The sequence below is a fragment of the Actinomadura chibensis NBRC 106107 genome (assembly GCF_001552135.1).
Lineage (GTDB): Bacteria > Actinomycetota > Actinomycetes > Streptosporangiales > Streptosporangiaceae > Spirillospora > Spirillospora chibensis.
Genome location: NZ_BCQP01000017.1, coordinates 129,620 through 149,846 on the forward strand (window position 1 = coordinate 129,620; position 20,227 = coordinate 149,846).

Genomic DNA, 20,227 nt, shown 5'->3' on the forward strand with positions numbered 1-20,227 from the left:
GGTCAGCCCTCCCCGGCGACGTCGGCGAGCGCGCTCAGGATCAGGGCCGTGGACGCCGCGCCCGGGTCCAGGTGCCCGACGCTGCGCGCCCCGAGGTAGCTCGCCCGCCCCTTCCGCGCCTGCATCGGGACGGTCTCCTCCGCCCCCTTCGCCGCCGCGTCGGCCGCAGCCCGCACGCATCCGGCGAGGTCGGAGCCGTCCGCGAGCGCCGCGTCGTAGGCGTCGGCGGCCGGGGCGAGCGCGTCGACCATCGTCTTGTCGCCCCGCTCGGCCTTGCCCAGCTCCTGGACGCCGTCGAGCGCGGCGCGGAGGGCGGTTCCGAGGGCGGCGGCGTCCACGTCCGCGGCGTCGCCGAGGGCCTTGCCCGCGCGGCGGAGCGCCGTCCCGTACAGCGGGCCGGACGCGCCGCCCGTCTTCGACACGATCGCCCGGCCCGCCGCGATCAGCACCTTCCCGGGCGGGGCGTCGTCGCCGGGGAGCGCTCCAACGGCGGCGCGGAAGCCCCGGTCGAGGTTGTGGCCGTGGTCGCCGTCGCCGATGTCCGCGTCCAGGCGGGAGAGGCGGTCGGCGTCGGCGGCGACCAGGTCGGCGGCGTGCCCGATCCAGTCCGCGAGGTCGGCGCTCCTCATCGTCCCCACCGGAGCCCGGGGGTCTCGACGGGGGCGTCCCACAGCCGGACCAGCTCGGGCGTCGCCCGGCACACGCTGATCATGCAGCCCGCCATCTCCAGGCTCGTGACGTACGGCCCGACCAGGGGACGGACGACGGTCGCGCCGTGCCCCGCGAGCCATTCGGCCGCCGCCGCGTAGGCGACGTACTGCTCGATCAGCGGCGTCCCGCCCATGCCGTTGACGAGCACGAGCACCTCGGAGCCGGACAGCGGCATGTCCGCGTCGATCGCGGTCAGCGCGGCGTCCACGATCTCGGTCGCGGTGCCGATCTTGACGCGTTCGCGGCCCGGCTCGCCGTGGATGCCGATGCCGAGCTCCATCTCGTCCTCGCCGAGCTCGAACGTCGGCGTCCCGGCGGCCGGGACGGTGACGGACGACAGCGCCACCCCGAACGACCGGCTGCGCTCGTTCACCTCGCGCGCCACGGCGGCGACGGCGTCGAGCGCCGCGCCCTCCTCGGCCAGCGCGCCCGCGATCTTCTCGACGAACAGGGTGGCGCCGGTGCCGCGCCGCCCGGCGGTGAACGTGCTGTCCTCGACGGCGACGTCGTCGTCGACGAGCACGGAGGTGACCTCGATGTCCTCGTCCTCGGCCAGCTCGGCGGCAAGCTGGAAGTTCATGACGTCGCCGGTGTAGTTCTTGACGATCAGGAGCACGCCCGCGCCGCCGTTCACCGCCATCGTCGCGGCGATGATCTGGTCCGGCACGGGGGAGGTGAACACCTCGCCGCAGCAGGCGGCGTCCAGCATCCCGTGGCCGACGAACCCGGCGTGCAGCGGCTCGTGCCCGGACCCGCCGCCCGACACGAGGCCGACCTTCCCGGCGCGCGGCGCGTCCCCGCGCACGACCGTCCCGCTCTCCGGATCGACGCGCAGCGAGGGATGCGCGGCGGCCAGGCCGCGCAGCGCGTCGGAGACCACGTCCGCCGGGGCGTTGATGAGTTTGCGCATGTCTCAGCTCTACCCTGGCTAACGCCAGCATCCCAGACCTAATCCCCGATCTTCCTACGAATCCCCTGATAGTGCGCACATCGCCAGGGATGTCACCGGGGGCGCCGCCGGGGCCCGGGGCGCCGGTCACGCCGACTGTTCACAGACTTTATGGTTGAAGTCGTGACCACTGTTCTGGACGACGGCGAGCTGCGGCGGATCCTGGTAGTGATGGCACACCCCGACGACGTCGACTTCGGCGCCGCCGGGACGGTCGCGGGCTGGACGGACCGCGGGATCGAGGTCGTGTACCTCATGGTCACCGACGGCGACGCGGGCGGCTTCGACGACGGCGTCACCCGCGCCGAGATGGCCGCGCTGCGCCGCGACGAGCAGCGCGCCGCGGCCAAGTGCGTCGGGGTGTCCGACGTCCGCTGGCTCGGCTACCCCGACGGCCGGGTCGAAGCGACGCTGGACCTGCGCCGCGACATCACCCGCGAGATCCGCCGGGTGCGGCCCGACCGGGTCGTGATGCCGAGCCCGGAACGCAACTACGAGCGGATCCACCCGAGCCACCCCGACCACCGGGCGGTGGGCTCGGCCGCGCTCGACGCCGTCTACCCGGACGCGCGCAACCCGTACGCGTTCCCGGAGCTCCTCGCCGACGAGGGCCTCGAAGCCTGGACGGCCCGCGAGGTCTGGCTGAGCGGCGGCCCGGCCGTGAACCACTACGTCGACATCACCGAGCGGTTCGACCGCAAGCTGAACGCGCTGCGCGCCCACGCCAGCCAGACCGCGCACATGGGCGACGGCCTGCCGACCATGCTGCGGGGCTGGCTGTCGGCGAACGCCGCCGCCGGGGGCCTCCCGGAGGGACGGCTCGCCGAGGCGTTCCAGGTCGTCAACACCGCCTGAGAAAACCGCCCGCGGAAACCGCCCGCGGAAATGGTCCGCGGAATCGCGCGTAGATTCCGCCTTAATCGGCTTGAACCAGTATTGAGACCTCACGGTCCAAATACATTCCCTCACATGCCGTAATCGACCCAAGACCGGGCATGTGGCCCCCTGTGACAGGACACGGGGGGTTGTCATGCCGCATGAGATCGAGGCCACCGCCACGTCCCGGGCCGCGCCCGACGTGATCTTCAAGCACCTCTGCGTGGCGGAGAGCTGGGACGAGTGGGGCGGGTTCTGGGTGCGGGCGGCGCGGCGGGAGGCCGCGGGCACGGAGCATCCGAACGGGGTCGGGGCCGTCCGGCGGGTCCGGCCGCGGCGCGAGGAGGTCGTCGCCTGGGACCCGCCCCGCCACTACGGCTACGTCGTGCTGACCGGGCCGCCGCCGCGCGGGCTCCGCGCGGACGTGACCCTCGAACCGCACGCCGCCGGGATGACGCTGATCCGCTGGCGCGGCGCGTTCGACGGGTTCCCGGGCACCGGGCCGTTCACGCGGGCGGTGCTGCGCCGCCGGCTCCGCGCGTACGCGCGGCGGGTCGCGCTGCACGCCGAGCGCTGCGAGCCGGGCTGCCCGGCCCGCCTTCCAGGGGCGCTCTGACGCGCCGTCCGGACGCGCGCCGACCGCGCGCGCCTCCGGCCGCACCCCTCATCGGGGAAGTCGCACGAGTTCGGGGGGATCGATGCGACGTCACATCATCGTGCTCGCCGTCGCGGCGGGCGCCGCGGGGCTGGGCTTCACCGTCCACCGGATCGTCCCGCACGAACCGCGGCACCAGGGGGTCGTCGCGGGGGCGACGGAGTCGGCGCGCGCCGCCGCCAGGCACGGGACGGCGAAGTCGGAGCTGCGCCCGTTCGACGCGGCGGGGCTGCGGCGCGGCGTCCGCGCGTACGTCCGGGGACGTCCGGGCAAGGCCGGGGTCATGGCCACCGACCTGCGCACCGGGCTGTCCTTCGGGGAGAACGAGAAGGGCGACTTCGTCACGGCGAGCGTCATGAAGGTGGACATCCTGGCGAGCCTCGTCCTGCAGCGGCAGGGCGGGCGGGGGAGCCTGTCGGCCGATCAGCGTGAGCTGGCCGGGCACATGATCCGCGAGAGCGACAACTCGGCGGCGGACGCCCTGTACTCCGCCGCCGGGGGCAGCGACGGCGTGCGGAAGGCGAACCGGCGGCTTGGGCTGCGCGACACGACGCCGTTCTCCGGGTCGTGGGGGTCGTCGCTGACCAGCCCGTCCGACCAGGTGCTGCTGCTGCGGACGCTGGTGTCGGAGACGAGCCCGATCGGCGCGCCCGGCCGCGGCTACATCCTCGGCCTGATGGGCTCGGTGCTGCGCGAGCAGGCGTGGGGGGTCAGCGCGGCGGCGCGCGCCGGGGAGCGGGTGGCGCTGAAGAACGGCTGGACGCCCGTCCGCCACCAGGGGCACGGGTGGGCGGTGAACAGCGTGGGCCGGATCACCGGCCCGGACCACGACTTCCTCGTCGCGGTGTGCAGCGGCGACAGCCCGACGATGGAGGCGGGCGTCGCGACGGTCGAGCACATGGCGGACATGGTCGTCGGCACGCTGCGCACCTCACGGCCGTGATCTCGGCGGGCGCGGCCTGCGCGGCCGGGACCGCGGACCGGGCGGCGGGCCGGCCGCCCAGCGGGCCCGGCCGTCAGGCGTGCAGCTTGCGGGTGAGCTTCTTGCCCTCGGTGGCGGCCACGGCGACGCAGGTGACCTCGCGGTCACCGGCCCGCCACGAGTCGGCGGTCGGGTAGTAGTAGGACGTCGCGAGCCCGTTCCGCGCCGGGTCGCGGTTGATCCGGGGCGCCATCAGCCGCTTGCACTGGGCCGAGGCGACCGTGGCCATCGTCTTGTCGGTGGGCATGGCCCCGTCGGGGAGCTTGAAGACGGCCATCACCTCGCCGTCGTGCGGCCCGTTGCACGGCACGATCTTCACGCTCTCCACCTCGACCGGCTCGCCCGTCGCGGTGGTGTTCGACGAGCCCTGGTCGTCGTTGATGCAGTCGCCCGCCTTCATCTTCTTCGCGTCGATCTTCTGCGGCTTGGTCGCGGACGTGCTGGGCGACTTCCCGCCGTCGGTCGAGGACGAGCCGTCCCCGCGCAGCGCGTAGACCGCGATGCCGCCGACGAGCCACAGGCACGACAGGACGATGCCCGCGATCGCGAGCCCGCGCCCCTTCGCGCCGGTCTGGGAGATGTTGCGCAGCGCGACGAACCCGAGGACGAGCCCGACGATGCCGAAGCAGCCGAGGAGCCCCGTCACGAACGCGGCGATCGCGAGCCCGCTGGTCTTGTCGCCGCGCGGCGCGCCGTGCGACGGCGGCCCGTAGCCGGAGCCTCCGCCGGGGCCGCCCGGCATGGGAGGCGGCGGCGGGGGCGGGGGCGCCGAATAGGGCGACTGCTTGCTCAGATCCGGCTGGCCGGGGATCGGAGGCGGATTATTACCGGGTGGTGGATACGTCATGAAGAGGGACTGTTGCACACCCCGGCGCGCTCAACGATCATCATGACCAGAATCGGATATGACGATTTGCTCACACTTGTCCAAGTCCAGGTTTAACACCCGGAGGACAGCGGGCAATAAAGCACGTTGGCTTCAGACCAGGCGGCGGGCGGCGGCCCAGCGCGACAGCTCGTGCCGGTTGGACAGCTGCAGCTTCCGCAGCACGCTGCTGACATGCGTCTCGACCGTCTTGACGGAGATGAACAACTCCTTCGCGATCTCCTTGTAGGCGTAGCCGCGGGCGATCAGCCGCAGGACGTCCCGCTCCCGCTGGGTGATCTGGTCCAGCTCGGGGTCCACGGAGGGGACGTCGGTCGCGGCGAACGCGTCCAGCACGAACCCCGCGAGCCGCGGCGAGAAGACCGCGTCGCCGTCGGCGACCCGCCCGATCGCGTCGGTCAGCTCCGGGCCGGAGATCGTCTTCGTGACATAGCCGCGGGCGCCGCCCCGGACGACGCCGATCACGTCCTCGGCCGCGTCCGACACCGACAGCGCGAGGAACTTCGACGGGACCGACCCGTGCAGCCGCCGCAGCACCTCGATCCCCCCGCCGCCCGGCAGGTGGACGTCCAGCAGCACCACGTCCGGCCGCGCCGCCTTGATCACCGACACCGCCTCGTCGACGTCGCCCGCCTCCCCGACGATCTCGACGCCGCCGCCCAGCTCGGCCTTGACGCCGGTCCGGAACATCTGGTGGTCGTCCACCAGGACGACCTTCTTCAGTCCGTCGCTCACGACTTCTTCATCTCCAACCGCACTTCCGTGCCCTCGCCCGGCGCGGTGCGGACGGTGGCCTTGCCGCCGTTGCGCTCCATACGTCCGATGATGGACCCCCGGACGCCCATCCGGTCGTCCGGGACCTGGTCGAGGTCGAACCCCTTGCCCCGGTCCCGGACGAAGATCGCGATCTCGTCGCCCTCGACCTCCGCGTACACCGACACCGACGGGGCCTCCGCGTACTTCGCGGCGTTCACCATCGCCTCCCGCGCGGCCTGCAGCGCGGCGCCGAGCCGGTCGTCCAGCGCCGTGTCGCCGACGCAGACGATCTCGATCGGGACGCCGTGGTCGTCCTCCACCTCCCCCGCGACCTCCCTGATCGCGGCGGCGAACGTCTGGTCGGGGTCGGCGCGCGGCTGGTAGAGCCAGGTCCGCAGCGTCCGCTCCTGGGACCGGGCGAGCCGCTGCACCTCCCGCGTGTCGTGCGCGTTCCGCTGGATGAGGGTCAGCGTGTGCAGCACCGAGTCGTGGATGTGCGCGGCCAGCTCGGCGCGCTCCTGGGAGCGGATGCGCTCGTGCCGCTCGGCGTCGAGGTCCTGCCAGAGCCGCACCACCCACGGCGTCACGATCACCGCGACCCCGGTGAGGATGATCAGCATCGCGATGACGACCGAGCGGGCCTGCGCCGCCTCCACCTTCTGCGCCACGAACCCGCCGATGCCGCCGACGACGAGCAGCAGCCCGAGCAGGCTGCGCAGCCACCGCTGGCGGAGCGGGAGCGTCCAGCGCTGCCGCTGGTCGCGGTCGGCCTGCTGCCAGAGGATCGCGGCGCCGACGCCGCCGACCGCGAACGGCCACAGCGCGAACTGCAGGAGCCCGCCGCCCGCGCCCCACGGCAGCGCGACCAGGCCGAGCATGACGGCGCTGTAGGCGAGGAGCTGGCCCCAGTCGCGGCCGGTGCGCCGTCCGGCGTCCCGCTCCGGCCGCTCGGCCTTCGGGACCAGCAGCCAGAACGCGGCGTACGCGGCGAAGCCGAGCCCGCTCGCCATCGTGAGCAGCACGAACGCGGCGCGGACGATCAGCACGTCCACGCCGAGGTGTTCGGCGAGGCCGCGGCCCACGCCCGCGATGAGCTTGCCGTCCGCGGCGCGCTCCAGCCGCCGCGGCGGGTCGGACGGCCCGGCCACCGGCGCGGCGGGCTGGGACGGGGGCGGCGGCGGGGGCGCCGCCGACGCTCCGCCCGGCCGTCCGGCCGCCTCCTCGCTCATCGCCGTCCCTTCCACGGTTCTCCCACGTCACCGATCGTCACACGGCCGCCGGTGATCCGCATCAGGGGCCGACCCCCGGCTTGACTCAGGGTCGGATCAGGGACCTCCCGGATACCCCCGCCCCGGCCCGGCACGCCACCATTGGCGGCATGGACACCGGACAGGCCGGAACGGAACCGGGCGCCACCGCCGCGGGCGGCGGACACGCCACCACCTACGACCGGACCACCCACGACCGGACCGCCTACGACAGGCTGGCGCGCGACGCGGACCGCCGCGTGCTCGCCGGGGTGTGCACGGGGCTGGGCCGGTACGCGGGCATCGACCCCGTCGTGTTCCGCGTGGGGTTCGCGGTCCTCGTCCTCGCGCACGGGCAGGGCGTCTTCCTGTACGTCGCGGCGGTGCTGCTGATGCCGGGCAAGCCGGACGAGTCGTCGCTCGCGGAGCAGTTCTTCAAGCGCTGGTTCGACGCGCAGGCCGTCCTGTCGGTCCTCGGCGCCCTGCTGTGCGCCGGAGTCGTGTTCAGCCTGTTCGGCGGGATGTCCACGGACGCGATCGCCGTCCTCGTGGTGTTCGGGCTGGTGCTGCTCGTGGCGCGCTCGCGCGGCGTCGACCTCGTGGCGGCCGCGCGGTCGGTGCCCGAGCGGCTCACCGGGCACCCGCCGGAGCCGGCCGCGTGGGGGACGCGGCCGGAGTCCGTCTCGCTCGGCGGCGTCTCCCTGTACAAGGACGTGCCGCCCGCCGACACGCCGCCCGCCGACACGCCGCCGGGTTCCCTCCCCGGGGGGATGATCGACCTGGCCGCGTACGGGACGGCGCAGGCGGCCGCGCAGGCCGAGGCCCGGGCGCGGGCCGGCACGGCGGCGCCCGCCGGGGCCGTTCCGGCGGAGCGGCGGCGGGGCGGGCGGGGCGCCTCGCCGGTCTCCGCGATCGCGCTGCTCGCCGCGATGGCCGCCGGGGCCGCGATGATCCCGGTCGCCGAGGGCTACCCCGCCCCGGACTCCTGGCTGATCGTCATGGCGCCCGCGCTCGCCGTCGTCGGGTTCGGGCTCGTCCTCGGCGGCTGGTTCCGGACCCGCGGCCTCGCCACCGCCGGGACGGTCCTGACCCTCGCCCTGCTGTCCACGTCGGTCGCGGGCGAGGCGCCGAGGAACGCCGAGTACGGCGAGATCGAGTGGCGGCCGACCGACGTCGCGCAGACGAACCAGGTGTACCGGGTCGGCGTCGGGCAGGGCGAGCTGAACCTCACCGCGCTGCCGATGGCCGCCGGGCAGCGGGTCTCGATCGACGCCCGGGTGGCGCTCGGCGGGCTGCGGGTGACGGTGCCGCCGACCGCGCGCGTCCTGCTGGACGCCCGGATCTCGCTCGGCGACCTGCGGATCGAGCAGCGGACGACGAGCGGCCCGTACGCCAAGGCCGTCCAGACGCTGGAGCCGGAGGTCAGGGGGACCGGCGAGCCGCCGGTGATCGTCCTGCGGATCCGCGGGAGGGTCGGGGACGTGGACGTGCGCCGTGGCTGACCCCCGCGAGCCCGCGCGCGGCGGGCGCCGCCGCCGGTTCGACCCGGCCGGGCCCGTCACCGGGCTGTTCTTCCTCGCCCTCGCGGGCGTGTTCCTCGCCGACGGCCTGTCGGACGGGCGCCCGCTCGGCGCGACGGTCCTGCTCCCGGTGGTGCTGATCGGGCTCGGCCTGGTCGGGACGGTCCGGGTGCTGACCCGCGGGCGCCGCCGCGACCTCCGCTGACGTCCCCCGCGGGCCGCCCGGCCGCGCCGCGTCGACGCCGAGTAGCCTGACCCCGACGGCAGGTGACCGGCCGGAACGAGGTGCGATGTCAGGTCAGCCCGGCGCGCCGGAGGCGGACGGCGCCGACGTGCTGCCCGGCTCCCGGTCCGCGCTCGACCCGGAGCGCGCGATCAAGCCGGGACGGCACGGGCTGTCCCCCGAGACCGTCGCCGGGATCCAGCGCGAGCGGCTGATCGACGCGTTCGTCGAGGTCGTGTCCGAGCGCGGGTTCGGGCACACGACGATCAGCCGGGTCACCGAGGCGGCGGGCGTCACCAAGAAGACGTTCTACGCCCACTTCGCCGACCTGGACGAGTGCTTCCTCGCCGCCTACGAGCGCGGCATGGGCATCCTGCTGCGCCGCATGACGCAGGCGTACGAGGAGGCGCCGACCTGGCCGGACGGCGTGCACGCCGCGCTGCGCACCATGCTCGGGCTCCTCGCCCGGGAGCCGCGGTTCGCGCGGGCGTCGCTGGTCGAGGTGAACGCGGCGGGCCCGCAGGTCAGGCAGGCGCGCATCGACAACCTCACCCGCTTCCGCGCCTTCTTCGCCCCGCCGTCCCCCGCCTCCATTCCCACCGCCGTGGTGGACGCGATCGTCGGCGGCGTCTACAGCGCGATCCACGTGCAGATGGAGACGGGCGAGGCGGCGGAGCTGCCGTCGCTGCTGCCGTCCCTCACCTATTTCGCGCTGCTGCCCGTCATCGGGCGGGAGGCGGCGTCCCCCTACCTGGCGGAGGACCGCTGACCCGGCGCGGCCGGGGCCGTCCCGCCCGCGTGCAGGCTGACCGCGAACGCCGGGCCGGGGTTCGTCAGCGTGTGCGGGCCCGCGTGCACCCTGACCCGGTTGGCCCGTAACGCCCGCTCGGTGACGCCGCACTCCGCGATCGTCACCTCCGCCAGCTCGCCCGCGATCAGCGTGCCGACCTGGGCGTGGACGGTCGCGCCCGAGCCGGGCGGCCAGGTGGTGAGCCAGGTCGTCCCGTCCAACGGGACGTGTACCGGGCCCGCCGCGTCGAAGCGGACGAGCCGCCACCACGGCTCGGGCCGTCCGGCGAGGTCGCTGACGCGGGCGGCGAGCTGCCCGACGGTGGGCGGGCGGACGGCGACGACGCGGCCGTGCGGATCGTCCTGGCCGCGCATGAAGAGATCGGGAACCATCGGAGGTCCTTCGTGTACGGATGTCGGCTGGAAAGCGGGAGCGGGTTCAGCGACAACACGAAGGACACAGCGCGCTGGCCACGCGGCCCAGGGCCGCGGGGCTCTCGAAGAGATTGCGCGCGAGCATGCGTACAAGGAGACACGCGGTCACCGAACCTTGTCAAGCCGATCACCGCGCGTCCATCCGGAGGCCGCCCCGCGCGCGGACCATGCGTCCGGTAGCGGATCAAGGAACACCCTGATCAAGGGGCTGACGAAGGGCGGGGACCCATGGACCGGCGAACGGACCGGGGAGTCGATCGACGCGGCGTGCTGCGCGGCGGGCTCGTCACGACCGGCGGGGCGGCGCTCGCCCTGCTGACCGGCGGCCCGACGGCGCTGGCGGCCGGCCGCTCGGCCCCCGCGCTGCTGCGCGGCGGGCGCCCGCGCCTCACGCACGGCGTGCAGAGCGGCGAGGTCACGGCGCGCGAGGCGGTCGTGTGGGCGCGGTCGGACCAGCCCGCGCGGATGCTGGTGGAGGTGGGCCGCCGTCCCGACTTCCGCGACGCGCGGACGCTGCCGGGCCCCGTCCTCACCCCGGACACCGACCTCACCGGCAAGGCGTTCCTGCGCGGCCTGCCGTCAGGCGAGGAGCTGCACTACCGGGTGCGGCTGGCGGACCTCGACCGCGGCCTCGCGTCCGAGCCGGTGGCCGGACGCCTGCGCACGGCCTCGACCCGCGCGCGCGACGTCCGCTTCGTCTGGTCGGGCGACCTCGCCGGGCAGGGCTGGGGCATCAACCCGGAGTTCGGCGGCTACCGCATCTTCAAGGCGATGTCCGGCGTGGACCCCGACTTCTTCCTGTGCAGCGGCGATCTCGTCTACTCGGACGGCCCCCTGACCGAGACGGTGAAGCTTCCGGACGGGCGTACCTGGCGCAACATCGTCACCCCTGAGAAGTCGGCCGTCGCGCAGACCCTCGCCGAATACCGGGGCCAGTTCCGCTACAACCTGGAGGACGCCAACCTCAGGGCGTTCAACGCGCACGTCCCGATGCTCTACCAGTGGGACGACCACGAGACCCTCAACAACTGGTACCCCGGCGAGATCCTCGACCTCCCGCAGTACACCGAGAAGCGCGTGGACGTCCTCGCTGCCCGCGCCCGCCGCGCGATGTTCGAGTACACGCCGACCGCCGTACGCGCGGCACGCGGCGGACGCCTCTACCGCAAGGTCTCCTACGGCCCGCTGCTGGACGTCTTCATGCTCGACATGCGCACCTACAAGTCGCCGAACGACGCGGACACGTCCCCCACGCAGCGGGACGGCCTGCTCGGCCGGGAGCAGTCCGCCTGGCTCAAGCGGGAGCTGCGGAACTCCCGCGCCACCTGGAAGGTGATCGCGGCCGACCTGCCCATCGGGCTCGTCGTCCCGGACGGCACCGCGCAGGAGGCGGCGGCGCAGGGCGACGACGGCGTCCCGCTCGGCCGCGAGCGCGAGATCGCGGACCTGCTGTCGTACGCGCGGCGGCACCGCGTCCGCAACATGGTGTGGCTGACGGCGGACGTCCACTACACGGCCGCGCACTACTACGACCCGGCCAAGGCGTCCTTCAAGGACTTCGACCCGTTCTGGGAGTTCGTGTCGGGCCCGCTGAACGCGGGCGCCTTCGGCCCCAACAAGCTCGACGGGACGTTCGGCCCGGTGGCGCGGTTCGTGCAGGCGCCGCCGCACGCGAACACGTCCCCGGCCGAGGGCTTCCAGTTCTTCGGCGAGGTCGAGATCGACGGGGACTCGGCGGCGCTGACCGTCCGGCTGCGCGACCTGGACGGCCGCGCCCTGCACACCGAGACGCTCGTCCCCCGCCGCTGACCCTCAGCGGTTGAGGATCAGGAACGCGATCCAGGTGAGGACGAGGGTCACCACGAGTGATCCCAGACATCCCAGCCGGGACGAGAAGAACAACATGCGATGCCCCATACCCCCCGAAAATGGCGGGGCCGGGCGATCGTGAACGGGCCATGACCCCCGCCTTACCCAGCGGGAACGGTGGCCCAGCAAACCGGTACGTATTCCGGCGAAACCCGGAATACCTTGACGCGCGGCCATTACCGTCTGTTGGGAGCCGCCCACGGAACGGGGCGGACAAGGCGGAACGCTCCAGGAGGAGCAATGACCCCCGAAAACGGTACAGAAACGACAGAAGCCGCCCATATGGACGAGGTAGACGTGAACCCCGCCGTCCACCACGCGACCGAGTCCGACGAAGAGCGGGTCCTCACCGAGCTGTACGGCGCTCCGGACGCCGACGGCATCTACCGTGGCGCGGACGCCGACGAAGAGGCCGACGACGAGTCCGAAGAGTCCGACGGGTCCGACGAGGAGGACGCCGGATGAGCGCCGCCGGAATGATCAGGGAGGCCCGCAAGTCGCTCGGCCTGTCCGGCCGCCCCAACAAGATCACCAAGGAGTACGCGGACAAGCACGGGTCCGAGTTCGCCTCGGCGTCCTGGTGCGACATGGCCATCACCTACTGGGCGCGGCACAGCGGCAACGCGGCCGCCGTCCTGCCCGGCGGCGACCGCGCCTACACGGTCTGGCACGCCGAGGACTTCAAGAAGGCCGGACGCTGGCACGCGGGCACGACGGCCAACGTCGACAGGGCCAAGCCCGGCGACATCGTGTTCTTCGACTGGGGCGCGACCAACCGCATCTCCGCGATCGACCACGTCGGCGTGGTCGAGAAGGTCCTCGGCGGCGGGCGGCTCCAGACGATCGAGGCCAACACCGACGACGCGGTGAAGCGCCGCGTCCGCGCCGCCGGGGTCATCGCCGGGTTGGGGCGTCCGGCCTACGGCCCGTCCGCGCCGCCGAAGCCGACGTACTGGGACGTCCAGTCCACCGTCGCGCACCGGCGCGTCCGGATCCCGTGGGGGTCGCCGGTCCTGCGCGAGGGGTCCGGCGGGGGCCGCGTGAAATGGCTCCAGGACGCCCTCAACGGCCTCGGTTCCGACCTGAACGTGGACGGCGAGTTCGGCCGCGACACCAAGACGGCCGTCGTCGACTTCCAGAAGGACCACCGCGACGAGAACGGCGACAAGCTCTCGGCGGACGGCGAATACGGCGACCACACCGCCCGCGCGCTGTTCCTCGCGCACGGCGGCGCACCGAAGGACGCCGTCTGACCTGGTGGTTCTCGCCCGCGTGCCGGAGCCGCCAGCACTTGGGCACACCTCGGTAAATAAGCGGTCCGAGGACTAGTACAGAATTCAACCCCGGCATAGGTTCGTATGGTCGCCTTCCGTGGAGGTGGCCTCGATGACATGGCCGGACCAGCGTGCCCCTCCCCAGGGGCGTCTCTCCGTCGAACGGACTCTGTCCACCCCGAGACGTCCCTGGGAGAAACGCATGCCACGTATCCGTGTCGAGGTCGACGGCGCGACGTACGAGGACGACGTCGAACCTCGCCTCCTACTGGTCCACTATCTGCGCGAACGGCTGGGCAAGGTCGGAACCCCGGTCGGGTGCGACACCAGCAACTGCGGAGCCTGCACCGTCCTGCTGGACGGCGAGAGCGTCAAGAGCTGCTCCGTGCTCGCCGTCCAGGCGGACGGCGGCGACGTCACGACCGTCGAGGGCCTCGGCATCGACGGGACGACGCACCCGATGCAGCGCGCCTTCCACGAGGAGCACGCGCTCCAGTGCGGCTACTGCACGCCCGGCATGATCATGGCATCGCTGGATCTGCTGCGGGAGAACCCCGACCCGTCCGACGACGAGGTCAGGGAGGGGCTTGAGGGCAACCTCTGCCGGTGCACCGGCTACCAGAACATCGTCAAGGCCGTCCGGCGCGCCGCCAAGGAAATGCGGGAACCGGCGGAGCGGGAGGTGACGCCGTGACCGGAGCGAAGCGAGGATCATGGCGTCACCCCGCCGGGGGTCTGGGGGTCGCCCCCCAGGAAAGGAGGAGGTCGTGACTGTGCAGGAGGGCAGGGCGGAGGTCGGGTCTCCGCGCAAACGGTCGGAGGACGCGCGGCTCATCACCGGCCAGACCCGCTGGACCGACAACCTCGCCCCGGCCGGGACGCTGCACGTGGCGTTCCTGCGCAGCCCGTTCGCGCACGCGCGGATCACCCGGGTGGACACGTCGGAGGCGGCGCGGAGCCCCGGCGTCGTCGCGGTGTTCAGCGGCGCGGACTTCGCCGAGGAACAGGGCTCGCTGCCCTGCGCGTGGGTCGTGACCGAGGACATGAAGCATCCGGACCACCCGCCGATGGCGGTGAGCGAAGTCCGGTACGTCGGCGAGCCGGTGGCGTGCGTGGTGGCCCGCGACAAGTACGCGGCGGCCGACGCGCTGGAGGAGATCGACGTCGACTACGAGCCGCTGCCGCCGGTCGTCGACATGAAGGAGGCCGTCGCGGACGGGGCCGACCTCGTCCACGAGGACCTCGGGACCAACAAGTCCTACACGTGGGTCTTCGAGAACGGCGACATCGACGCCGCGCTCAGGGACGCGCCGGTCGTCATCGAACGCGAGTACGTGCAGCAGCGGCTGATCCCGTCCGCGATGGAGCCGCGGTCGGTCCTGTGCGTGCCGGAGGCGGACGATTTCACGCTGTACTCCGCCACGCAGATCCCGCACATTCTCCGGCTGATGCTGGCGACCGTCACCGGAATCGCGGAGCACCGCATCCGGGTCGTCGCGCCGGACGTCGGCGGCGGGTTCGGCTCCAAGCTCCAGGTGTACGGCGAAGAGGTTCTCGCGCTTCTGCTGGCGCGGCGGCTGGGACGTCCCGTGAAATGGACGGAGTCGCGCAGCGAAGGCAACATGACCGTCCACCACGGGCGCGACCAGATACAGCGGCTCACGCTCGCCGCAGAGCGCGACGGACGAATCCGCGGATTCAAGGTGGATCTGCTGGCCGACATGGGCGCGTACCTGATGCTCGTCACGCCGGGCATCCCGTTGCTGGGCGCGTTCATGTTCAACGGCATCTACAAGATGGACGCGTACTCGTTCACCTGTACGGGCGTCTTCACCACGAAAACGCCGACGGACGCCTATCGGGGTGCGGGCCGTCCAGAAGCGACCTACGCCGTCGAGCGCATCATGGACGAATTGGCCGCCGAACTGGACCTCGACCCCATCGAGGTACGGCGGCGCAACTGGATCGCGCACGACGAATTCCCGTACGACACGATCGCGGGGCTCACCTACGACTCGGGCAATTACGAGGCGGCGACGGACAAGGCCCTGGAGCTCTTCCAGTACGACAAGCTCCGCGCGGAGCAGGCCGAGCGCCGTGAAAGGAACGACCCGGTCCAGCTCGGCATCGGGGTGTCGACGTTCACGGAGATGTGCGGGCTGGCCCCGTCCCGTGTCCTCGGTTCGCTGTCGTACGGGGCGGGCGGCTGGGAGCACGCGTCGGTGCGCGTACTGCCGTCCGGCAAGGTCGAGGTGGTGACGGGTTCGTCCGCGCATGGGCAGGGCCACGAGACGGCCTGGGCGCAGATCACCGCGGACAGGCTCGGTGTCCCGTTCGAGGACGTGCGGGTCCTGCACGGCGACACCGCCATTTCGCCGAGGGGAATGGATACCTACGGGTCGCGTTCGCTCACGGTCGGCGGGGTCGCGCTCTACTCGGCGTGCGAGAAGGTCGTCGACAAGGCGCGGAAGGTGGCGGCGCATCTGCTGGAGGCCGCCGAACAGGACCTGGAGTTCTCCGACGGACGGTTCAGCGTGCGCGGCGTCCAGCAGGAGGGCAAAACGATCCAGGAGGTCGTGCTCGCCGCATGGACGGCGCACGACCTGCCAGAGGGTATCGAGCCCTCCCTCGACTCAGAGGCCACATTCGACCCGGACAACTTCTCCTTCCCACACGGAACGCACCTGTGCGCCACCGAAGTCGACACCGAGACGGGAATGGTGAAAATCCGCAAGTACGTGGCCGTGGACGACGTTGGGAAGGTCGTCAATCCGCTCATCGTCGAGGGGCAGGTGCACGGCGGCCTGGCGCAGGGCATCGCGCAGGCCCTCTTCGAGGAGGCCGTGTACGACGAGGAGGGGAACTTGACCACGACCACCATGGCGGACTACCTCGTCCCGTCCGCCGCGGACCTGCCGGAGTTCACCACCGACCGGACGGAGACGGCCGCGACGTCCAACCCGATGGGCGTGAAGGGCGTCGGCGAGGCGGGCACGATCGCGTCCACCCCGGCCGTCGTCAACGCGGTCGTGGACGCGCTGCGCCCCTACGGCGTGAAGGACGTGCCGATGCCGTGCTCGCCCGAGCGCGTCTGGCGCGCCCTCCGCGCCGAGCGGAAACCGGACACCGCCGAGCCCGGCGCGGGCGGCGGCCTCGGATCCGCCGGAGGTGCGCAGTGATCCCCGCCGCGTTCGACTACGCGCGCCCCCGCTCGGTGGACGAGGCCGTCCGGGCGCTGGCCGACGCGGGCGAGGACGCGAAGGTCCTCGCCGGAGGGCAGAGCCTCATGCCGCTGCTGCGGCTGCGGCTCGCGATCCCGGACGCGCTGATCGACCTCGGCCGGATCGCGGCGCTCCGCGAGATCCGCGACGACGGCGACGCCGTGGTCATCGGCGCGATGGCCACCCACCACCAGGTGATCCGCGACCCGCTCGTCCGCGCGCACCTGCCGCTGGTGGCGCGCGCGACCGAGACCGTCGCGGACCCGGCCGTCCGGCACCGCGGGACGTTCGGCGGGTCGCTGGCGCACGCCGACCCGGCGGGCGACCTCCCGGCCGTCGCGCTGGCGCTGGACGCGGTCCTGCTCGTCCGGTCCCCGCGCGGCGAGCGGGAGATCCCGGCGGCGGAGTTCTTCGTCGACTGGATGACGTCCGCGATGGAGCCGGACGAGCTGCTCGTCGGCGTCCGCGTGCCGAAGCTCGGGCCCGGCTGGGGCGTCCACTACGAGAAGTTCCACCGGACGGCGCAGGCGTGGGCGATCGTCGGCGTCGCGTGCGCGGTGCGCCGCGAGGGGGACGCGGTCGCGGAGGCCCGCGTCGCGCTGACCAACATGGGCCCGGCGCCCGTCCGGGCCGGCGCGGTGGAGGAGGCCGTCCGCGGCCGTCCGATTTCGGATGATTCATTCCGGTCCGCGGGCGGGCGCGCCGCCGAAGGGACGGAACCGCCGTCCGACCTGCACGGGTCGTCGGAGTACCGGTCGCACCTCGCGACGGTGCTGACCGCGCGGGCGCTCGCGGCGGCCGCCGCCGCCTGATTGCACGTCGCGTGGCCGGGTACCCGTTCGGGTGCCCGGCCCCGACTGGCGGGCTGCCCGGCCACCGCCGTAAGGTCACGGGACGGGCAAGTTCTCCGGACGATAAGGACAACGATCATGGAGCTCGACCACGATTTCGCCGTCCCCGTACCGGTGGAGCGTGCCTGGTCGGTGCTGCTCGACGTGGAGCGCGTCGCGACGTGCATGCCGGGCGCGACCCTCGACTCGGTCGAGGGCGAGGAGTACAAGGGCCGGATGAAGGTGAAGGTCGGCGCGATGACCATCACCTACCGCGGCGCGGCGCGGATCGTGTCGGCGGACGAGTCGTCCCGGACGGTGACGCTGGAGGCGTCCGCGAAGGAGGCCCGCGGCTCGGGGACGGCGGCGGCGACCGTCCAGGCGAAGCTGCACGAGGACGAGGACGGCACGACCCGCGTGACCGTCCACACGAAGCTGAACGTGACGGGGCGGCCGGCCCAGTTCGGCCGCAACATCCTGTCCGAGGTCGGCTCCAAGGTCATCGCGCGGTTCGCGAAGGCGCTGGCGGAGGAGCTGGAGTCGTCCGGCGAGGCGGAGACCGCGCCCGCGCCCGAGGCCCCGCCGGAGGCCGAGGCCCCGCCGGAGGCCGCGCCCGAGGCGCCCTCCCCGGTCGCGGAGGCCCCGGCGGAGGAGCCTGCGGAGAAGCCCGCGGACAAGCCGGGCCCGGCCACCGCGGAGACCCTCGCCCCCGTCTCCGACATCACGCCGCCGGAGCGCGAGCCCGAACCCGAACCCGCCGCCCCGGTGGAGCGGAGGCCGGAGCGTCCGCTGCGCGTCGCCCGCGACGACGACGCGATCGACCTGCTGGAGGTCGCGGGCCCCTCGGTCGCCAAGCGGGCGGTGCCCGCGGTCGGCGGGCTCGTCGCGCTGCTGCTGGCCGTCCGGTTCCTGGTGCGCAGGCGGCGCGGCGGGCGGCGCGGCAGGCGCTGACGCCCGGCCGGGAGGGCGGCCGAAGAGAACGGAAAGCGCGGGTCAACGATCCGCCGCCGGACGGCGGCGTCGGTGGCCCGCGCCGCCGCGCGTGCCGTCGGCTTGTCCCGTGGACACCATCGAGCTCCGCCGGATCGCGCGGATCGAGGACGGCAACTGGTGGTACCGGACGCGCCGCGAGGCGCTGTCCGCCGAGCTGCTCCGGTTCAGCGTGCCGGGGACGGCCGTCGACATCGGCGCGGCCGCCGGGACGGCCTGCCGGGTCCTCGCCGAGCACGGCTGGGACGCCACGGCGATCGACCTGAGCCCGGCGGCCGTGGAGCTGGCCCGCGCGCACGGCGTGGAGGCGTACCAGGGCGACGCGTGCTACCTGCCGCTTCCGCCCGAGGCGTACGACCTGGCGCTCGCGCTGGACGTCCTGGAGCACGTCGAGGACGACGGGCGCGCCGCCGCCGAGATCGCCCGCGTGCTGCGCCCCGGCGGCACGGCGCTCGTGTCGGTCGCCTGCGACATGGCGCTGTGGTCGGCGCACGACGTGGCGCTCGGCCGCGTCCGCCGGTACTCGCGCCGCGCGCTGGTCGACCTGGTCGAGGGCGCCGGGCTGGTGGTGGAGCGGGTGTGGAGCCGGGGGGTGCTGCTGCGTCCCGTCCTGCGGCTGCGCAGGCACCGCACGGCGCGGCGGGAGGACCTCGCGCCGCTGCATCCGCTGGTCAACGAGGCACTGCGGCTGGCGGCCGTGCTGGAACGGTGCCCGCCGCTGTGCGGCTGGCCGGGAACGCGCCTGTTCGCGCGGGCCCGCCGCCCCGGCTGACCGGTCAGCCGGTGCCGTCCGGCCAGTCCCGCGGCTCGGCCACCCATCCCGCGAGCAGGACGAGCCCGCTCGGACGGTGCCGGGCGAAGAACCCGAACGGCCGGTCGAAGCGCACGTCCAGCGCCCGCGCCTCCGCCATCGGCGCGCCCATGACCGCCGCGGACATCGCCGTGACGGCGGCGGCCCGGAACCCCTCGGCGCTGAACGCGGCGTTGACGTCCTGGACGGCCTGCGCGACCGCCAGCGGCGCCGGGCTGATCCCGGGGAGGTGGCCGCGCGGGTCCGGGGTCGAGACGGTGGCCAGCCCGAACAGCCCGGCGCGGGCGAGCAGGTCGTGCGAGGCGGCGACGTCGAAGCGCGCGGCGGTGACGTCGAGCCTGGTGCCGGGCTGGAACGCGGCGACCGTCCGGACGCGCAGGCCGGGCGCCGCCTCCGGCTTCGACAGCAGCCCGGCGCCCTGGCGGAGTCCGTGCCGCCCGTCCGCGGCGGCCAGGGCGCCCGCGACGACCTCGCCCGCCGGTCGTCCCTCCTCGCCCAGGCAGAGGATCACGTCGACGTCGTCCTCGCCGGGCACGGCGAGGAGCGTGACCGGACCCGCCGGAGTGGCCTCCGCCAAGGCCAGCCGGTCGACCTCCGCCGTGCTGGCGAACAGTCCCGCCGCCGGGCGGTCGCGCCCCGCCCACGGGCCGTCCCGCGGGACGAGCGGCACGTCCTCGAACGGCTCCCGCCAGCGCGTGGCGATGCTCAGCGCGGTGGCGAGGACGAGGCCGGTGTCGTCGCGCACCTCGACCGGCATCGCGGTCAGCCGCCCGGCGGTGTTCCGCGCGACCCATTCGTCCAGCCGGGCTTGGTCGGCGGCCGGGTCGCCGGTCAGCTCCCCGCGCGCCTCGGCCGGGACGGCATCGCGCCACCATTGCTCGACGGGCAGGTCGGCCAGCGTCCACACGCCGAGCGCGGCGGTCGCGGCCGTGCCGCCCGCGAGGAGGGCGAGGAGGTCGCGCGCGTGCCGCTCCGCCCCGGTGGCGTCGACGCCGACGGCCCGCTGAAGCTCGCCGCGCCCGGGCTCGCGCGCGGCGGCGGCGAGGAACGCGAGCAGCGGCCACGCCCCCGCCCCGGACAGCACGGTCGTCGTGCCGTCGCAGGCGTCCCGCGCCCAGCGGGCGGTCAGGGCGTTGGACGCGCGGACGAGATCACCGGTCGCGGTTCCGGAAGCCATCCTCCCGATGGTTGGGGAACGCCCCG

21 protein-coding genes are annotated in these 20,227 nt (G+C 73.7%); 14 read left to right on the plus strand and 7 right to left on the minus strand.

Annotated features, from left to right (window positions below; translation table 11 throughout):
- Positions 1-2 precede the first annotated feature (2 nt).
- Positions 3-629 (minus strand): dihydroxyacetone kinase subunit DhaL, encoded by a 627-nt coding sequence (gene dhaL / locus ACH01S_RS11005; RefSeq protein WP_067888876.1) that lies wholly within the window; start codon positions 627-629, stop codon positions 3-5.
- Positions 626-1,621, minus strand: coding sequence for a dihydroxyacetone kinase subunit DhaK (gene dhaK, locus ACH01S_RS11010; protein ID WP_067888879.1), 996 nt, complete (start codon positions 1,619-1,621; stop codon positions 626-628). Before dhaK ends, dhaL begins: the two co-directional genes overlap by 4 nt.
- Positions 1,622-1,771: 150 nt before the next feature.
- Here dhaK and ACH01S_RS11015 point away from each other — a divergent pair, with 150 nt between their 5' ends.
- From ACH01S_RS11015 to ACH01S_RS11025, 3 genes are all read left to right on the plus strand, one after another.
- A complete protein-coding gene (locus ACH01S_RS11015; protein WP_067888881.1) occupies positions 1,772-2,515 on the plus strand; it encodes a PIG-L deacetylase family protein in 744 nt (247 codons plus the stop codon).
- Positions 2,516-2,690: 175 nt separating this feature from the next.
- On the plus strand, positions 2,691-3,152 hold the full coding sequence (locus tag ACH01S_RS11020; RefSeq protein WP_067888885.1) for an SRPBCC family protein: 462 nt from the start codon (positions 2,691-2,693) through the stop codon (positions 3,150-3,152).
- A gap of 82 nt (positions 3,153-3,234) precedes the next feature.
- A complete protein-coding gene (locus ACH01S_RS11025) occupies positions 3,235-4,134 on the plus strand; it encodes a serine hydrolase (protein ID WP_148344089.1) in 900 nt (299 codons plus the stop codon).
- 73 nt (positions 4,135-4,207) lie between these two features.
- Here the strand turns inward: ACH01S_RS11025 and ACH01S_RS11030 are convergent, their stop codons facing one another.
- The 3 genes from ACH01S_RS11030 to ACH01S_RS11040 form a co-directional block, all read right to left on the minus strand.
- Positions 4,208-4,915 carry a DUF4190 domain-containing protein gene (locus ACH01S_RS11030; protein ID WP_067888891.1) on the minus strand — a complete coding sequence of 236 codons (708 nt, stop codon included), beginning with the start codon at positions 4,913-4,915 and terminating at the stop codon, positions 4,208-4,210.
- A gap of 237 nt (positions 4,916-5,152) precedes the next feature.
- Entirely contained in the window at positions 5,153-5,794 is a 642-nt protein-coding gene (locus ACH01S_RS11035) for a LuxR C-terminal-related transcriptional regulator (RefSeq protein WP_067888894.1), read from the minus strand.
- Positions 5,791-7,044, minus strand: a complete 1,254-nt coding sequence (locus ACH01S_RS11040) for an ATP-binding protein (RefSeq protein WP_083980552.1) — start codon at positions 7,042-7,044, stop codon at positions 5,791-5,793. The genes ACH01S_RS11035 and ACH01S_RS11040 overlap by 4 nt, the downstream gene beginning before the upstream one ends.
- Positions 7,045-7,193: 149 nt before the next feature.
- Here ACH01S_RS11040 and ACH01S_RS11045 point away from each other — a divergent pair, with 149 nt between their 5' ends.
- The 3 genes from ACH01S_RS11045 to ACH01S_RS11055 all read left to right on the plus strand — a co-directional run bounded on the left by ACH01S_RS11045 (position 7,194) and on the right by ACH01S_RS11055 (position 9,574).
- The gene (locus tag ACH01S_RS11045; protein WP_067888897.1) at positions 7,194-8,564 is read left to right on the plus strand and encodes a PspC domain-containing protein; all 1,371 of its coding nucleotides are present in this window, start codon (positions 7,194-7,196) and stop codon (positions 8,562-8,564) included.
- Complete coding sequence (locus ACH01S_RS11050; protein WP_067888900.1) at positions 8,557-8,787, plus strand: hypothetical protein; 231 nt, start codon at positions 8,557-8,559, stop codon at positions 8,785-8,787. Before ACH01S_RS11045 ends, ACH01S_RS11050 begins: the two co-directional genes overlap by 8 nt.
- Before the next feature lie 85 nt (positions 8,788-8,872).
- Positions 8,873-9,574, plus strand: coding sequence for a TetR/AcrR family transcriptional regulator (locus ACH01S_RS11055; RefSeq protein WP_067888903.1), 702 nt, complete (start codon positions 8,873-8,875; stop codon positions 9,572-9,574).
- Here ACH01S_RS11055 and ACH01S_RS11060 read toward each other — a convergent pair.
- Positions 9,553-9,987, minus strand: coding sequence for a cupin domain-containing protein (locus ACH01S_RS11060; RefSeq protein WP_067888906.1), 435 nt, complete (start codon positions 9,985-9,987; stop codon positions 9,553-9,555). The two genes, ACH01S_RS11055 and ACH01S_RS11060, sit on opposite strands and share 22 nt — an antisense overlap.
- A gap of 270 nt (positions 9,988-10,257) precedes the next feature.
- Here ACH01S_RS11060 and ACH01S_RS11065 point away from each other — a divergent pair, with 270 nt between their 5' ends.
- From ACH01S_RS11065 to ACH01S_RS11100, 8 genes are all read left to right on the plus strand, one after another.
- On the plus strand, positions 10,258-11,838 hold the full coding sequence (locus ACH01S_RS11065) for an alkaline phosphatase D family protein (RefSeq protein ID WP_067888909.1): 1,581 nt from the start codon (positions 10,258-10,260) through the stop codon (positions 11,836-11,838).
- Positions 11,839-12,138: 300 nt separating this feature from the next.
- Positions 12,139-12,363: a hypothetical protein gene (locus ACH01S_RS11070; protein ID WP_067888912.1), complete on the plus strand. Its 225-nt coding sequence runs from the start codon at positions 12,139-12,141 to the stop codon at positions 12,361-12,363.
- Between the two features lie 122 nt (positions 12,364-12,485).
- Positions 12,486-13,151 carry a peptidoglycan-binding protein gene (locus ACH01S_RS42000; RefSeq protein ID WP_425458309.1) on the plus strand — a complete coding sequence of 222 codons (666 nt, stop codon included), beginning with the start codon at positions 12,486-12,488 and terminating at the stop codon, positions 13,149-13,151.
- 223 nt (positions 13,152-13,374) lie between these two features.
- Positions 13,375-13,866: a (2Fe-2S)-binding protein gene (locus ACH01S_RS11080; RefSeq protein WP_067888914.1), complete on the plus strand. Its 492-nt coding sequence runs from the start codon at positions 13,375-13,377 to the stop codon at positions 13,864-13,866.
- A 73-nt stretch (positions 13,867-13,939) separates the two neighbouring features.
- Complete coding sequence (locus ACH01S_RS11085; protein WP_370671563.1) at positions 13,940-16,351, plus strand: xanthine dehydrogenase family protein molybdopterin-binding subunit; 2,412 nt, start codon at positions 13,940-13,942, stop codon at positions 16,349-16,351.
- Entirely contained in the window at positions 16,348-17,205 is an 858-nt protein-coding gene (locus tag ACH01S_RS11090) for an FAD binding domain-containing protein (protein ID WP_067888919.1), read from the plus strand. Before ACH01S_RS11085 ends, ACH01S_RS11090 begins: the two co-directional genes overlap by 4 nt.
- 117 nt (positions 17,206-17,322) lie before the next feature.
- The gene (locus tag ACH01S_RS11095) at positions 17,323-18,174 is read left to right on the plus strand and encodes an SRPBCC family protein (protein WP_067888922.1); all 852 of its coding nucleotides are present in this window, start codon (positions 17,323-17,325) and stop codon (positions 18,172-18,174) included.
- A gap of 109 nt (positions 18,175-18,283) precedes the next feature.
- Positions 18,284-18,985 carry a class I SAM-dependent methyltransferase gene (locus tag ACH01S_RS11100; protein WP_067888925.1) on the plus strand — a complete coding sequence of 234 codons (702 nt, stop codon included), beginning with the start codon at positions 18,284-18,286 and terminating at the stop codon, positions 18,983-18,985.
- A gap of 4 nt (positions 18,986-18,989) precedes the next feature.
- On the opposite strand, the gene ACH01S_RS11105 is transcribed toward ACH01S_RS11100, so the two are convergent.
- Positions 18,990-20,201: a serpin family protein gene (locus tag ACH01S_RS11105; protein ID WP_067888928.1), complete on the minus strand. Its 1,212-nt coding sequence runs from the start codon at positions 20,199-20,201 to the stop codon at positions 18,990-18,992.
- Between the last annotated feature and the right edge of the window lie 26 nt (positions 20,202-20,227).